Source organism: Psychrobacter urativorans, from assembly GCF_904846675.1.
In the GTDB taxonomy this organism is placed as follows: domain Bacteria; phylum Pseudomonadota; class Gammaproteobacteria; order Pseudomonadales; family Moraxellaceae; genus Psychrobacter; species Psychrobacter urativorans_B.
The window spans coordinates 1-15,977 of the sequence record NZ_CAJHBT010000017.1 but is presented as its reverse complement, the minus strand read 5'-3'; the positions used below and the strand labels follow the sequence as shown (position 1 = coordinate 15,977).

Annotated in this window: 16 protein-coding genes; 5 read left to right on the top strand and 11 right to left on the bottom strand. The window is 41.7% G+C overall.

The window, feature by feature from the left end; translation table 11 throughout:
- Window positions 1-157: 157 nt before the first annotated feature.
- Entirely contained in the window at window positions 158-415 is a 258-nt protein-coding gene (locus tag JMY06_RS08700) for an SOS response-associated peptidase family protein (RefSeq protein WP_201617954.1), read from the top strand.
- Between the two features lie 105 nt (window positions 416-520).
- Here JMY06_RS08700 and JMY06_RS08695 read toward each other — a convergent pair whose 3' ends face one another.
- Together JMY06_RS08695 and JMY06_RS08690 are read right to left on the bottom strand one after the other, a co-directional pair.
- Entirely contained in the window at window positions 521-904 is a 384-nt protein-coding gene (locus JMY06_RS08695; RefSeq protein ID WP_201617930.1) for a VOC family protein, read from the bottom strand.
- Between the two features lie 272 nt (window positions 905-1,176).
- The gene (locus JMY06_RS08690; protein WP_201617929.1) at window positions 1,177-2,049 is read right to left on the bottom strand and encodes a LysR family transcriptional regulator; all 873 of its coding nucleotides are present in this window, start codon (window positions 2,047-2,049) and stop codon (window positions 1,177-1,179) included.
- 251 nt (window positions 2,050-2,300) lie between these two features.
- On the opposite strand from JMY06_RS08690, the gene JMY06_RS08685 reads away from it, so the two are divergent.
- Entirely contained in the window at window positions 2,301-3,428 is a 1,128-nt protein-coding gene (locus tag JMY06_RS08685; RefSeq protein WP_201617928.1) for an S-(hydroxymethyl)glutathione dehydrogenase/class III alcohol dehydrogenase, read from the top strand.
- Window positions 3,429-3,608: 180 nt separating this feature from the next.
- Here JMY06_RS08685 and JMY06_RS08680 read toward each other — a convergent pair whose 3' ends face one another.
- Window positions 3,609-3,857 carry a DUF2164 domain-containing protein gene (locus tag JMY06_RS08680; RefSeq protein WP_201617927.1) on the bottom strand — a complete coding sequence of 83 codons (249 nt, stop codon included), beginning with the start codon at window positions 3,855-3,857 and terminating at the stop codon, window positions 3,609-3,611.
- A 169-nt stretch (window positions 3,858-4,026) separates the two neighbouring features.
- Complete coding sequence (locus JMY06_RS08675; RefSeq protein ID WP_201617926.1) at window positions 4,027-4,737, bottom strand: haloacid dehalogenase type II; 711 nt, start codon at window positions 4,735-4,737, stop codon at window positions 4,027-4,029.
- Window positions 4,738-4,785: 48 nt separating this feature from the next.
- Here JMY06_RS08675 and JMY06_RS08670 point away from each other — a divergent pair, with 48 nt between their 5' ends.
- Window positions 4,786-5,313: a TetR/AcrR family transcriptional regulator gene (locus JMY06_RS08670; protein WP_265087886.1), complete on the top strand. Its 528-nt coding sequence runs from the start codon at window positions 4,786-4,788 to the stop codon at window positions 5,311-5,313.
- Between the two features lie 235 nt (window positions 5,314-5,548).
- Here JMY06_RS08670 and JMY06_RS08665 read toward each other — a convergent pair whose 3' ends face one another.
- From JMY06_RS08665 to JMY06_RS08635, 7 genes are all read right to left on the bottom strand, one after another.
- Window positions 5,549-6,202 (bottom strand): DsbA family protein, encoded by a 654-nt coding sequence (locus JMY06_RS08665; protein WP_201617925.1) that lies wholly within the window; start codon window positions 6,200-6,202, stop codon window positions 5,549-5,551.
- A gap of 619 nt (window positions 6,203-6,821) precedes the next feature.
- Window positions 6,822-7,487, bottom strand: coding sequence for a class I SAM-dependent methyltransferase (locus JMY06_RS08660; protein WP_201617924.1), 666 nt, complete (start codon window positions 7,485-7,487; stop codon window positions 6,822-6,824).
- Between the two features lie 533 nt (window positions 7,488-8,020).
- On the bottom strand, window positions 8,021-8,635 hold the full coding sequence (locus JMY06_RS08655; RefSeq protein WP_201528082.1) for a hypothetical protein: 615 nt from the start codon (window positions 8,633-8,635) through the stop codon (window positions 8,021-8,023).
- A gap of 130 nt (window positions 8,636-8,765) precedes the next feature.
- Window positions 8,766-9,419 carry a hypothetical protein gene (locus tag JMY06_RS08650; RefSeq protein ID WP_201617923.1) on the bottom strand — a complete coding sequence of 218 codons (654 nt, stop codon included), beginning with the start codon at window positions 9,417-9,419 and terminating at the stop codon, window positions 8,766-8,768.
- 230 nt (window positions 9,420-9,649) lie between these two features.
- The gene (locus JMY06_RS08645) at window positions 9,650-10,399 is read right to left on the bottom strand and encodes a PhnD/SsuA/transferrin family substrate-binding protein (protein WP_201617922.1); all 750 of its coding nucleotides are present in this window, start codon (window positions 10,397-10,399) and stop codon (window positions 9,650-9,652) included.
- 3 nt (window positions 10,400-10,402) lie between these two features.
- Entirely contained in the window at window positions 10,403-10,897 is a 495-nt protein-coding gene (locus JMY06_RS08640) for a PAS domain-containing protein (RefSeq protein WP_201528088.1), read from the bottom strand.
- Window positions 10,898-10,928: 31 nt separating this feature from the next.
- Window positions 10,929-11,291, bottom strand: a complete 363-nt coding sequence (locus JMY06_RS08635) for a roadblock/LC7 domain-containing protein (RefSeq protein WP_201528090.1) — start codon at window positions 11,289-11,291, stop codon at window positions 10,929-10,931.
- Window positions 11,292-11,935: 644 nt separating this feature from the next.
- Between JMY06_RS08635 and gdhA the strand changes: the two genes are divergently transcribed.
- Window positions 11,936-13,282: an NADP-specific glutamate dehydrogenase gene (gdhA, locus tag JMY06_RS08630; RefSeq protein WP_201617921.1), complete on the top strand. Its 1,347-nt coding sequence runs from the start codon at window positions 11,936-11,938 to the stop codon at window positions 13,280-13,282.
- A 740-nt stretch (window positions 13,283-14,022) separates the two neighbouring features.
- Complete coding sequence (locus tag JMY06_RS08625) at window positions 14,023-15,837, top strand: glycosyltransferase family 2 protein (protein ID WP_201617920.1); 1,815 nt, start codon at window positions 14,023-14,025, stop codon at window positions 15,835-15,837.
- Window positions 15,838-15,977 lie beyond the last annotated feature (140 nt).

Here is a 15,977-nt window from a genome sequence, read left to right as displayed (position 1 = left end):
GAGGTGAAATTAGTTGACCACTACAATCCCAGGATCAATGTCCTATCATCATCCCGTCAAATGGTGAGATTAAAGTAATGATGGGACAGTTGGGATTAAGTCCTAAATGGGTAAAGGCACCCGTTGACTATTCAACCTACAACGCCAACTAGAAAGTATTGAAAACAAGAAGACCTTTGAGCCGCCTTTTACGCATAACCAATTCTGTCTGATGCCCATGCAAGCATTTTTTGAACCCTACTATATAGAGGGGGAAAATGATTGGCAATGTATTTATTGGAAAGACAGTCAGGCATTCACTATCACTGGCATGTTCGAATTGAATCCTCACTTTAATGATCCCATTCATACCTTTACGTTACTGACGCATAACGCTGATAATGAAGTATTCGCTCATAAAGGTAGCCAGCCTTAGTCTATAATTTCGACAGAAAAAAGCCCACATAGTTGTGGGGTTTTTATTGTAACCAATTACTTGGCGGCTTATAGCATCATGAATAACTTATCCGTGGGATAGCTTTTATTCGGCTTTAAAGCAATAAACGGCCAGCTTATTACCATCTAAATCACGTACATAGGCTCCATAAGCGTTAGGGGCCCAATCTCGTGTGCCCGGTAAGCCTTCATTCTGGCCACCCGCGCTCAACACTGCAGCGTGAAACTCATCAACAACGGCACGATTAGAGGCTTCAAAGCTAACCATATTGCCATTACCAACACTCGCTGGCTGACCATCATTAGGATTCATTACAAAGAATGAAGGCGCATCTTTGCCCCATATTGAACCGTTTTCACCGAGGTCGGTAATGCGTTTAAGGCCTAAAATGCTTAAAACGTTATCGTAGAACGTACGAGCTTTATCAACATCATTAGTACCAAGGGTTACGTGAGTAAAAACGCTCATGTGTTGTTCTCCAGTTATGAATAATTTTTTATGAATAGTTTTTCTATCGAGTTGTAGCAGGTTTGCTGCGTTGTCTGTCGATAGAAACTATCATACATTGTTCCGCATAAAATATAATACACTTAAATGTAAAGTTACTTTTGCTATTTGGTAATAATGTTAGTCTTTAAGCGCTGGGGAGCGTGTATAAGTATGACGATCTACAATATGATGAAGTGAAATATAGGACGTGTAACACGAGCCACTATTATTACGATATCGTTATGAGCTAGTTAGGGTTTAGATAAGCGCTCCGCCAAAAAATCCACTAACAGCCTGATTTTCGGTGATAAATGACGGTTGTGAGGATAAACCGCCCATATTTCTTCCTCAGGTTCTCTATAATTATCGAGCAAGCTCACAAGCTCTCCCGATTCTAAATATTTTTGCACGTAATAATCAGGCAGCTGCACGATACCTAACCCTTTTAAAGCGGCATCGGCCAAGCTATAACCACTATTATAGCGCACGGTACCTGTTACCCGAATATTTCGCTCTTTACTAGCTTCCTTAAAGTGCCAATAATCCAAAGTTCCAAGCAAGCAATTGTGTCGATTGAGGTCATTCAGAGAGTGTGGTATGCCAAGTTTTTCAATATAGGCAGGCGCGGCACAGACAAAATTAGTACGGCGGCTGAGCTTTTTGGCCATCATGGTGGAGTCGCTTAACTTGCCGATACGAATCGCTAAATCATAATTGCCTTCCATCAAGTCAACCGTTTGATTGCTCAAAAAGGCCGTCACTTCGATATCGCTATAGTGCATCATAAAGTCATTCACCAAAGGTAATAATTGTTGCTCTCCATAAGTGACAGGCGCGGTGAGTTTAATCCTACCTTGAGGTTTCGATTGTAAGTTACTGACTGCTTGTTCAGCGGCATCCAAGCCATCAAGAACGCTACGGCAGTGCTGATAAAAAACACGGCCCTCTTCCGTTAATGATACTTTACGCGTAGTACGGTACAGTAATTTAATATTAAGGCGCTGCTCTAAGGCGCTCACCTGCCGGCTCACTTGGGCGGTCGAGATCCCCATCTTTTTTGCCGCCTTAGTAAAACTCTCGTATTCGGCCACGTAGACGAACTCACTGATGCCATCCCACTTCATAATTATTACCACTGTGTAAAAGATATTTGTAAATATAGCATATTAACACTGGCCTAGAAATGGTGTAATATGGCAATATTCATTCAAACACGCGCTCAGTTATTGTAGCGTTACAAGTCAGGCCTACCTATACAAGGTAAGTAATATTAGAATTACACTTGTGTTTAATAGGCTGCAAGCTCGAACTATTAACAGCGCATTTGTTAAAACCTAGTTACTAAAAGTCCAATTAACTAAAAAGAGAGACTACTATGTCAGACAAGTTTATTAAATCTAGAGCCGCCATTGCTTGGGGGCCAAATCAACCACTCTCGGTCGAAGAAGTGGATGTCATGTTGCCACGTAAAGGTGAAGTGTTGGTAAAAATTATTGCCAGTGGTGTCTGTCATACCGATGCCTTTACTTTGTCTGGTGAAGATCCAGAAGGTGTTTTTCCTGCTATTTTAGGTCATGAAGGCGGTGGTATCGTTGAACAGATTGGCGAAGGCGTGACCAGCGTCCAAGTTGGCGACCATGTTATTCCGCTTTATACTCCTGAGTGCGGTGTCTGTGAGTATTGCTTGTCCGGCAAAACTAACTTATGCCAACAAATACGTGAGACCCAAGGTAAAGGCTTGATGCCAGATGGCACCACGCGCTTTTATAAAGACGGTGAGCCCATTTATCATTATATGGGCTGCTCAACCTTCTCTGAATATACGGTCTTGCCAGAGATTTCTATAGCCAAAATTAATAAAGAAGCGCCATTGGAAAAAGTCTGCCTACTTGGTTGCGGCGTGACTACCGGTATGGGCGCCGTCATGAATACGGCTAAGGTTGAAGAAGGCGCTACCGTGGCCATCTTTGGTCTGGGCGGCATTGGTCTATCAGCCGTCATCGGTGCCACGTTGGCAAAAGCCAGCCGTATTATCGGGATTGATATTAATGAAGATAAGTTTGAACTGGCCAAAAAGTTAGGCGCAACCGATTGCATCAATCCTAAAGATTATGACAAGCCTATCCAAGATGTCATCGTTGAGATGACTGGCGGCGTTGACTACTCGTTTGAGTGTATTGGTAATGTCGATGTCATGCGCTCAGCGCTTGAATGCTGCCATAAAGGCTGGGGCGAGTCGGTTATCATCGGTGTCGCTGGTGCAGGGAAAGAGATCTCAACCCGTCCATTCCAGCTAGTGACTGGTCGAGTCTGGAAAGGTTCGGCATTTGGCGGCGTCAAAGGCCGTTCAGAATTGCCAGGCTATGTCGATAGCTATATGCAAGGTGAGTTTCCATTAGATGACTTTATTACGCATACTATGCCATTAGAAGACATTAATGAGGCGTTTGAGCTCATGGCTAAAGGTGAAAGTATTCGTTCAGTTATTCATTTTGATGCTTAATTAAATAGATAAGCCGTAACTCTCAGATATTAATTTTTAGTAAAAAATGCTGTCCTTTTATGGGGGCAGCATTTTTTGTTTTACGGGAACTGTTTTAAGATAGATGTTTTAAGCTGGTCAGAGAAGGTATTAGCAAAAAGTACCCACTTATATAAAAGGTCGGCTGGCTGGCATAAGTAACTAATCCTTTTTAAAGCTGTGCATATCTTCTAAAATAATAGTAAATCTTTCATATAGCCAAGGCTCAATATCTTCAATCACTTGATTGTATAAATGCGGCCCTAGCGTTTCAATAATAAAATCCAATAAAAACCGTGCGGGCAGGTTACCGATATCAATATCGAACTCTTCTGTCATATACAATCTAAGTTTATCCAAAACCAATTCTTCCGCTTCATCTGATAACTTTAATAACTTATCTGTACTCATACTAAGTGCTCCCAAAAATAGTTTTGTCTATTTCATAACTAGACCATAGACGTAATGATTAAGTCTACCCAAAGCAAATGGTTATAGGGGAGCACTTAACAAATAGCCAGCAAGTCATACCGATGCTAACTATCTTGCCATTTAAACATTAAGGACTCTAATGTGAAGATTATCCTTGTTTGTTAAGGATGATTTTCTCAACGAGCGTGTTCAAATCCGATGCTACCATATCCGGTAAGGGTACGCCTGATGCTGGCAGAATAGCATTGTGAGGTCGGGTAAGAAGTGCACCACGGCAGCCCGCTGTTTGCGCCCCGATAATGTCCCAAAGGTGACAAGCGACGAGGCATAACTCTGAGGTCTCAACAGACAAATTCTTGGCGACCATGTGATAGGTTTCAGCAGCAGGTTTGAACTTACCAACAGTCTCAATGCTAAAAGTATGCTCAAAAAGTTGGCTCAATCCTGTTTTTTCTAATGGAGTAGGCGAAGCACTACTCGGCGAATTAGTCAAAGTGACTAACCGAAACCCTGCATCACGTAAGCGGGTGAGTGCAGGGATAACGTCGGGATGGGCGGGCATTGAGCTCATTCGTTCTTTTAACTCAGCGATATCGCCGTCTACAAGTGTTACTTCATGAATAGTCGCAACCATTCGTAGTATGCCCACACCAAGATCGCCAAATGAGGTATAAAGCCCTGATAAAGTCATGGTTTGTGAGTACAGTACCAGCTGTGCAAACCATTCTCGCATAATAGTTGGGTCACCGAATACGCGCTCAAACAAAGGTTCGAGACTGGTAATATCGAGTAGAGTTTCATTGACGTCGAATACAATAATAGACGGGGATTTATTCGGGGATTCATTCTTCTGAGACATTAACCATCCTTTTCATGAATTTACGGCATAGAAAAACTGGAATCGATTATGAATCGTGCAACAATTTACAACCAGCAAGACTTGCTAGAAGGAACTTTACATCTGTTCTGGCAAAAGGGCTTTCATGCTACATCGCTAAAAGAATTAGAAGAAGCGCTCGATATGCGCCCCAGCAGTATCTATGAGGCTTTCGGTAGCAAAGACGGCCTGTTTCAAGAAGCACTCGATTATTATGCCCGTAAGGCAATGGTTGAGTTGGATCGCACCTTGGATGCCAACAGCTCTCCATTGCTGGGACTGGCGGCTTACTTACGTCTGCTTGGCGGGCTGCGCGATGAAGAATTACCAAGCCGCGCTTGTATACTGGTCAAAGGCTTACTGGAGCTAGGCGAGCGCGAGCAGTCAGCTTTGCATAAATTTGAACGAATGCTGGCAGGTTTGGAGACCCACTTTACAAATTGTTTTACTGAATCGCAACGGCTTGGAGGATTAGATAAGCAGCTAGATCCTGTGCGCTTCGGTCGGCGCTTGCAGGCCAAAGTTATGGGGCTGCGCGCCTTTCTTTGCCCAGGGTGATGTCGACAGCACCGCTGTGCATGACATTGCTGACGATATGGCGCTATCCTTGGAGGCGCTTTATATAGATGGTATAGATCGCATCACAGAAACGGCCTGATATTTAACATAGTTTTGCTTGCTCTCAGTGCTCTAAGCTCTAAAAAATATAGCAAGAAGGCAGGCATCAGTTATAAAAATAGCTTAGAAAGACAGTCTAGAACTAAGATATAAACAGATAGTTTAAAATAATAGTTCAGTCGGGCATATCAGCCAGCTGTTGCAAAATACTGATATAGTTTTCTACCCCTTGTGCACCACTAACCAGATGACGGTCATTAAAGACAACCGACGGTACACTTTGAATACCTTGTTCCCGCCAATGCTGTTCGGCCTCGCGTACCTCTTTAGCAAAACGTTGATCGTCAAGAATCGCTAGCGCTTCGGCACGATCCAAGCCAATTTCTGCAGCGATATCTGCCAGTACCGATTTTTCAGAGAGATTTCGGTTATTGGTAAAATGAGCCGTGAATAAGGCCTGTTTTAGATCATTGGTGCGCCCATATTGATCAGCCCAATGTAGAAGTTGATGCATGTTGAAGGTGTTGTGTACACGCGTGTTGTCATTAAAGTTGAACTCAAACCCGACTTCTGCACCTGCAGCCGTCATTCTGTCTCGACTTTCTTGTACTTCCTGTTCAGTACGATTGTGCTTTTTGGCTCCATGTTCGCGTAGATTCTGTCCCTCAAGTGACATGTTAGGGTTTAGCTCGAACGGATGCCAATGAATCTCATACGCGGTATTGATCTGCTTCAATGCTTCAGCCAGCTGTTGATAGCCGATGATGCACCAAGGGCAAACGATATCTGATACGACATCTATTTTTAATGGTTGTTCTGAATTTTTCATAGGAGTTCTCGTTAATAGTGGGTAGCATTGGATACTATTTATCGATGGTTATCATCTATTATAAGTCAGCAGCTATACTGGCTGTGTTTGCTGTTAGTTGTGGTTTTATTTAAGAATGGTATTGTTGATGGCTTTTTGAAAATATAATAAAATATCAAAGGGATGCTAGTTCCCTCTGACACATCTTATATGGTGATTCTTATTTTATTTGCTACTGATAGGTTATGCAATCAGTCAGCTTTATGCCACTCGAACTTTTGGAACGGCTTGTCTATAGGGGTGTTGGCAAGGTGGTTGGTATAGTTACCCGTTACTTTTTGCGCTGCACCCAAAATTACTTCAAGAATTTGACGTTTGATAAAACCTGAATCTAGGAGTGCTTGTATAGCACTGTCATCAACGTTACCATGGCCACGTACTACGAAGAGGGTAAAGTTACGTAGAGCTACTACAAACTATTTTGAGTGAATGCTCAAAATAATCGTAACTGCCATTTATAATTATTGCTTTAGAATCGCTGCCTTGCCTAAATCACACTTGAGTGAAAATGCCATTATTACCAAGGCTTATATAGCCCAATGGAGAAGATTGAAGTGTTAATATGTTTTGACTTTACTATTCAACCACCTCGCGAAAACGTCAAGATATGACCTTTAAATGGCTGTTCAAGATAAGCAGTATCTTCTGGTTTAATATGATGACTGCTAAAGCCGAACTCTGCCATTTTTGCAGTCAATTTATTCTTGCGTCCGCGACCCGGGTCAACGACGATGACTTCACAGTGTGGATTGGCATGGCGCTCGATGAACGCCGCTAATATAGCCACATGTTGATCTTCATACAATAAATCACTACCGATGATCATATCAAAACGCCCAAGATCGCTGTTATCCTGTGCCCAATCTAGTCGCTCAAAAGCAATCTCTTTATCTTTATTCAGTAGGGTGTTTCTATCAAGGAAATACTCGACTGTCGGATGATAGTCAGTGGCGGTGATATCGGCTTGGCGATGATTCAGCAGCAAGCTCGATAGTGCCATACCACAGCCCACCTCTAAGATACGTTTGCCGGTGATATTATAATTAAGCATATGGTTGGCAAGCACCAAACTTGACGGCCAAACCACACCGAATAATGGCCAAGAAGCGGAGCAAATGCCTAAATTAAGCGCTTCATCATCAGGGTCGCTATATTGTTGATTATCACGAAGGGTACACAGGTGGATATCGGTATTGCCAATTTCAATTGTTTGATAACGCACGCGCACAGAGGTAAGCGAAGTCATAAACTATCCTAAAAAAAGAGCAAGATTGCAAATGTCGGCAGAAGTTGCCAGTGTGAAAAATTATATATAGAAAGGACGTATAAGCGTAGAATAATAAGATTTAAATAGAAAGTTAAATAGAAAGTTAAATAGAAAGTTAAATAGAAAGTTAAATAGAAATCTAGGGAAAAAAAGTGCGCTATATGTGCTTAACTATGGATTATATTATGCCGTATGAGAAGGTAAGTTGTTGTTACTTAGCAGGGTATTATTATTGTTAAGGCTTTGACAGTACTTTATCTCTAGAGAGGAAGTTATCGTGATAAACGGTTAAGTATGTAGATGATTCTTTAGATAACAGTTTGAATCAGAGTTTATGTTAAACAAGCCTTTATTACCGTTACCAGCGTACATTCTATATTTAATAAAGATGCACAAATAGACAATAGATGAGGACTGTCATAATGTTGCCGTGTAATAATATCTTTTTAGCATATAGAGCGGTTTTGATATAAAAGCCATCTTAGTATTGCTAGGCAGCCGGAGTTTAAAAACTAGTCTTCAAATCTAAGCCCTGAAGTTTTAATTCCCCAAATCAGCTCAACAAAAGCGCGATTGTTAGTCAAGGGTTCGCCATCAATAATAAGCGCGTAACCACCATTATCAATCCATAAGAATACAAAACTGGTTTCAGGCACCAATAAATCAACTTGTTGAAAGAATGAAATGGCACGACTTCCCATTGCCCAGCCGCGCTGCTTTTGGCGAATCATAAATCCCGAGAAATCAGCCGCTGCCACACTTAGGGTGTCCGCTTCTTCTTGGTTGTACCCAATCCGCGCCAAACAAAAACCTTCATCTGAGGCAATGGCGGCACGGCGCTTACCTGATAGGCTGGCGACCACGTAAGGTAAAAATTGATCAAGCGGTAGGTTGGGGGCAGGCAAAAAGGTCGATAGCTTTTCGATAAATCCTTGCTCGACAAAGCCATCTAGCCATAACTCTGGATACTCCTCCAGCCAAGTCGCTACTAGCATAGTCTCGCGATGCGACAGTAAAGCTTGGAGTGCCAGCTGCATAGCGCTTGGCTCACTTTGCGAAAATGCTTCAAACACGCCGGCAGGCGTCAGGGTAATATAAGTTTTGTTAGCATTAGCAAGAGGGGACATAAAAGCTACCTTGTTAAAAGTCCTAAAAAGAATATTGAATCAACTGGCAAGTAGCGACTTACTACCTAAGTTATTGATAATACTTACTATATACCTTTAAAGGCGTGATTGAATGTTCGCTGCTGCTATTCTATTCTAGCTCGGGCTTAGATGCAGATAAAGATTTTGAACTTGAGCCGGTTTGCTCTAGGCGCTGTTGACAGTCGCCCCAGCGTTCATCAAACTGCCAATCACTTTTTCCTAAACGGAACCAAACAATGGAGAAAGCGAGGCGGTCGTTACAAGCTAAGCAATGCGCAAAGAACTCGTTTTCAATTTGTTCAATAGTATCCCAATCTCCACTATCACGCGCAACCATCAGCTCATTAGTAATGTTTTTGGCAATCTCTTTAGCGTCGTCGCTACTAATACGCAAACGGTGAGTATCGACATTGAGCGATGGGGTCACCAGCACGCTCCAGCGCGTCGCAAATATACTGCTATGCTTAATATAATCGAGCTTATTAATACAGTTATGAAAGGCTTGTTCTATTTGCGGATGCAAGCGTCCTTGAATGCGTGTAAACATCTCCTCAACATCATAGGGAATATCATACCAACAACCATAAAAAAAATCAGCGATAGCGCCTTGTAGCGGTTCTTTTTCATTCAGGAGTAAGGCGGCATTGATGCGCTGCTCATGATAATAGCGATTATTGGGGTCAGCAAAAATCTTGCGGGAGAAGTAGCGAAAGTCTTTGCGTGCGGCAAGTTCACACTCATCAGTTACAGGTAAGTCGGCCATGACGGTATCCTTGATCTTAGGGTCAGCGCTATAGACGATAAGGAGCGCCGTAGGTGTAGTAAATAGTCATGATAAAAACAGGCGATGTAGACTTTTAAGACATTATTATTAATATGTTATTTACTAAAACGTTGTTCATTGAGTATTGCCCATAGCCTCTTTGTTTTCGATTAATGAATCATTAACTGATGATAAAGGGCTATGGATAATCGAACCAACTAAGTTGTCGGTTAGTCCATTAATGTTTCCATCAAATCTAGCATAAATTCTGCATCTTCTTCGCTCATGGTCTCAAAACCTTGGGGCATACCAAGCTCAGTAAGGGCTTCTTTACCATCGTCATCGTTATGAAAAGCAAGGATAGCATCAGTAAGCGCTGGGCCATCAGCCAAATCATCTTTAATCAATAACACATGACTAATATCAGCCAAATCACTTTCAATCAGTACCGTCAGTTGAGTTTTGGTCAGGCGTGAAAAGCTGTGGAAAATCTCTGACAAAAAGAAAGCTGCTTGGGCATCACCTTTGATGACTTGTCGCGCCGCCGCTTGATAGGTTTCAGTCACTTCCCAATTGAGGTCGGCTTCTTCTAAATCGACCGCTTCTAATAAGCGCAAACCGATTAACTTAACATCGCGGTTATTGGCCATGGCAACAGTTGCGCCACGGGTCAGGTCTTCCAAGCTATTAATATCACTATTAACTGAGGCAGCAATTACCATTTCATCCGATTTACCAATTGGACGGGCAATAGCGCGATAGCCTTGCTCACGTATTAAAGCAGCAGCATCAAAAGGATTGGCATAAATCACATGAATATCACCGGTATTGAGTAGCTCTTGTTGCTCAGCATGAGAGGTCGGCGTATTTAAATGCATATTTAGCTCAGCACGCTTTTGGATAAGGGTGTTGAACATATGCCAGCCTGCAAAACGCTCAGGCGAAAAATCAGGGGCGATCAACATGTTATACGTCGTCATGATTTAATCTTCCTCATTTTGTTTCATTTCAGCATATTGCTTGATTGCCACTTCAATTTTGCTGCGAGACGGCTTACGGCGTACAGAGGTGTAGCCCACAGTCTCGCCGCGGCGTACATTTGGTACCACAGTCGCATAGACCCAATAGTGGCTGCCATCTTTGCATAAGTTTTTGACATAGCCGTGCCATTTTTGTCCAGACTCAGCGGTTGCCCATAAGTCTTTATAGGCCGCTCTTGGCATATCAGGGTGACGCAAGATATAATGCTGCTGGCCGATAAGTTCATCGACTTCATAGCCACTAATCTCAACAAAAGCGTCATTCACGTGTGTGAGGTCGCCGTTCAAATCTGTGCGCGACACGATGAGCTTGCCATCAGGGTAGGGTCGCTCAACACCAGAGTCATAAACAATGCGTGAGGTTCCATCATGATAGGTCAAAGTGATTTGCTCAGCTGGCATATCAGGCTTATTGGCATCAGGAAGTGGAGAACCCATAATAATCTCCTTTACTAGTTATTATCATTATTTAAAGTAGTTTTGCTAGGGCTTCTGAGGCGCGTTTGATGTCTAAAAAGATCAAACCAAGCTTAGCATTCGATTTTGCCATTATGGTAAGAACCGCTTCATCACCTGATGACGTCATGATGACAGAGCCTTTTTCGCCTTGAATCATGATACGATCGATACTACCACGGGCCAATTCACGACCGGCGCGATCTCCTAACGATAGCAGTGCTGCTGACATCGCACCCACTCTGTCCTCATCGATACCTGAAGGTAGGGCTGACGCAATCATCAGACCATCAGTTGATATTAGAGCCGAAGCTTCAACGTCTGAAGATGAGCTGTTTAAGTCTTCTAAGATCTGTTGGAATGAATCTGTACGCATATCTTTCTCTCTATATCACTTATTGTGGAATGGATACAAATCATCTATTGATAATACTCAAAAATAGTTTTGCGCTAATAGCGGCTATTATAAGACCTTGCCGCTCACATTGATATAATATTCTTAAGAGAGTTATTAAAAAAACCAATTATATATGCCGTTCAGTCATTGTATCTTACCTTTTATAGCTATTTTTAGTTGTTCGAATAAACAAAGTAGATAATTGGTAATTAGTGCTAGTTATAATATAGATAAGTATCGATAATAAATATAAGTTATTTTAGCCAAAAAGATTGACTTTTTTTAGCAGACCTGTAAATTAAATAGGCGGAGTCAAGTGTCTGACCATAAAGCACCCCTCATGTGCTGTTCATGTCATCTCAATACCCTGTTCTTATCTATCTACAGATAGTAGCCTGTAGACATGTATTAATGATTATAGATCACAGCGCCGTGCGACCATCGATGGGTTAGCCATTGACTTCAATTCTCGTCTATTCTTGTAGGCTTCGCGTTATTGTGAACAATGTCAAAGAGCTAGCGTTTTAATACCGCACCGGTATTTGTAATATTGTAGTATTTTGCAATGCAATATTACCCGGATAGCCCTCAGTACCCCCCCGTTCCATAGTTAAGGAAGATATATGAGTATCCAGCAAGCCATCGAAAAAATTGAAGCTCAATATGGTCATCAATCTGAGTTTATCCAAGCCGCAAAAGAAATCGCTCTAACCATTAAGCCGTTATATGACGCGCATCCTGAATACGAAGCCCTAAAAGTATTTGAGCGTTTGATTGAACCTGACCGTATTTTCAACTTCCGGGTGAACTGGGAAAATGACAAAGGTGAAGTACAAGTTAATCGCGGTTGGCGTGTACAGTTCAATAATGCTTTGGGACCTTATAAAGGTGGTCTACGTTTCCACCCAACTGTGACTGAATCGGTTCTAAAGTTCTTAGGCTTTGAGCAAATCTTTAAAAACGCATTGACTGGCTTGCCAATCGGTGGTGGTAAAGGCGGGTCTGATTTTGACCCTAAAGGTAAAACAGACTCTGAGGTTCGCCGTTTTTGTTATGCCTTTATGCGTGAATTACATCACTACATCAGTAAAGATATCGATGTGCCAGCTGGGGATATCGGTGTTGGCGGACGCGAAGTCAGCTATATGTACGCAATGTATAAAAATCTAACGCGCGAATCTACCGGCGTTATCACCGGTAAAGGTGTTGGTTTTGGCGGTAGCTTGATGCGCACTGAAGCAACTGGTTATGGTGCAGTATACTTCTTAGAAAATATGCTAAAAGCCCAAAATGAAGACCTTGAAGGCAAAACAGTCTTAGTATCTGGCGCGGGTAATGTATCGCTACATGCTGCTGAAAAAGCCATTGCCCTTGGGTCAGTAGTCGTCACCGTATCAGATTCACAAGGTACCTTGTATGATAAGAGTGGCTTCAATCAAGAAAAAATTGATTGGCTGAAAGCTCAGAAACAACAAAGTAAACCTTTAGCTGAATATGTCGATATTTATGGTGGTGAATGGCTTGCTAATAAAAAACCATGGAGTATTAAGGGCGATATAGCCATCCCATCGGCTACTCAGAACGAAGTGAACGAAGACGATGCTAAGCTAATGGTCGATAATGGCATAAAATATGTGGTTGAAGGTGCAAATATGCCATTGACTGCTGATGCTATTGATTATATACGTCTGCATCATGTCTATTATGCTCCTGGTAAAGCGGCAAATGCTGGCGGCGTAGCAGTATCAGCGCTTGAGATGTCACAGAACTCTGTACGTCAGTACCAGACTTTTGATGAAGTAGATGAGCGCCTAAAATGCATCATGAAAAACATTCATGACAGCGCTGCGGAAGCGTCAGAGCAATATGGTCAGACAAAAAATGGCTATATTGACTATATGGCTGGTGCAAATATGGTTGGCTTTAAGCGTGTTGCAGATGCGCTAGTCGCGTACGGCATCCTAAACTAAGGCTTTTAAATCAGTCTTAATAGTGGTTGGAAATAGCATTTTATAGCCACCTTTATATAGCCTTTATTATCATATCAATACCGCGTTCATATATTATGGACGCGGTCTTTTTTTTCGTTTAAAAAAAGACCAATTAAACCTTGATGATGTTGGTAAAGGTTGTCCAGATATAACCTTATTCAGTCAGAACTTGTCATTAAATACTCTTCTATACTTTATTCCTCCCCTTCTTACCCTGTTTGTCTTTATTCAAATACTTTATCACACCATCCTCGCGTCCTACCAACAATCCTATTGCGCTGTCTTTATTTTACTAACAGAAGCTTCTTTGAAAGACGTTAGCTAAAGTTTTTCGGTGTATAAGTAGATAATAAGTAACAGGTTTTTACGTGGGTTACGTAGGATTACATTAATACGATTTTATAGACAGATCATATGTAACAATCGATAACCCTTTTGGCTATGATGGATTGTTTTAATAGACTATTAGTTGATAGCCATATTAATGGACGCATTACTCTAAATATAAGTGTAGAAAGAATATGAAGTGCTCATAGAGGAAAATAATAATACAGACAGGGAGGTTTTATTTATTTTACCCTTAGAAGTTAGTCTTCAAATTTATTATGGCTTTGGTGAATTTAATCTAAAGTTAAGAAAATAATGAGAAATATAGAGGCTAATAAAATAATTGATTTTATTTATTAATCTCAGTTGAGGTGTATGCCTAAGGATATGACATGACAATCGGTAAGGACATGTATGTTAGAAAAATATACGCTGGGGTAGGTTTACCATTTATGAGTAAAGATGCGGTAAGCCAACAAGCTTACGCCAATAATGATATCGACACAAATAATAATATGGACGCTAATACCGATATTAAAACCAGTTTTGGTAGTTCTAATAAAACCAGTCATTCTGACAACGCCAATAACACCGACAGTTTCAATAACTCTAAAAATGTTAATAGATCTGTAGTAGTGAAGTCTAGTAGTAGTTTTAATCGCAGTGATAAGCATAAAGCACCGCTCGTAGAAAAATCGGTACGTTTAAGCTTTCAGATGATGACCCGTGCTGAACCAGTAGAGATGGTAATTGCTACGATTAAATCCTTAATCACGATAAAAGCGCCTGACGATGAGATATTGATTGTTGATAATAATAACACTGAGACGGCCCTATATGAGCCATTGGCAAAGTTTTGTGCTGGGCTCGATGAACGGTTAAACGTGCATTTTTATCATATTGATGCGGTAGCAGGGTTCAAAGCAGGGGCGCTTAATTTAGCCTTGGGGCTGATGGATCCGAGATGTACGCATCTGGTGGTAGTCGATAGCGATTATCAAGCATTGCCGCAAGCAAGGATGTCGATAGCCACTGCTATTAATAACCATCCCAATCACGCGCTCTTACAGTTTCCGCAGTTTTATCGTGATGCTGGCCGGGTAGATGTCCACAGTGAGCTGAACCATTATTTTAATTATCATTTATACCGGCCTTTTAACCGTCAGCGTGCGCTATCAACGGGGACTTATGCCGTTATTCGCCGCGATGCGCTACTTCATTTAGGTGGCTGGTCAGGTGCGTCAATTACAGAGGATGCGCAGATGGGCGTGCTGATGCACTGTCAGGGTCTGCGTAGCCAGTTTATTCCTGAGGTAATTGCTACGGGTCTACTGCCAAACACTTTAGGGGATTTGATGAGTCAGCGCCGCCGTTGGATTTATGGCAATATGCAGGTGCTCAATAATTACTTTTCTATTCGTCCGCTACCGTCGTCAAGTCTGTCCGTGACAAATAGTCTTGCTGGGCGTTTGCCCTGTATGCGTGCTCATTTATCACAGTTGAGTGCTTGGATAAATTTTACAGGTATTTTTATACTGCTACATATCTGCACTCTATTGATAGTCACGGGTGCGATGCTTATGGATGCACCCGTCAATTTATCGTCACTACTGATGCCTTTGTATGCGGTATATGGTAGCTATGCGCTGTTTTTAGCGAGACGTTTATGGGCCTATAGTCATGATAATGCACCGCTTAATCAACAAGTGAATGATATTAGTGCACCTAAGTTTTATCACAGATTACGTGCTTGGGCTTTGCATCTCAGCTTTTGGGAGCTTGGGGCATTGTCTTGGTTGCCCGTACTTTGGGGACGCGATAAGCCGTTTATTTGTACACCAAAGCACGAATATAAGCGGACACAGCATAGTGTATGGGCGGCTAACATAGCTGCGTTGCCTAAACTGTTATTAGTGCTCAATATAATAACCGCTATTATCGTAGCACCGTTTTCACCGCTTTATTCACCGTTACTATTTGCCAGTGCGCTAACGGTTTGTGTCTTAAAATTATGGTCAGCAAAGGTGGTGTTTGCTAATTATGCCTATACAGATAATAGTGTTATAAAGTCAAGTGTTTCTACCGGTACAGCTAAGTCAATAATAGCTATTAATACTGATATTAAGTCTGCTCAGAGTGATAATTTCACCACCACCAAAAAACCTATTACTTCTGTATTTAAAGATAAAAAGACTATTAACTCTTAGTATTAATGAGCCGATTCTAGCATTTTTTACGTTATTACAGCTCATTTATAGTCTTGTTTTTGCAATCAAATTACTAATTAAAGAAGACTAGGGTCTGTATAGAATTCAAATCAGCGGCAGCCAAATAAAGACACAGGCTA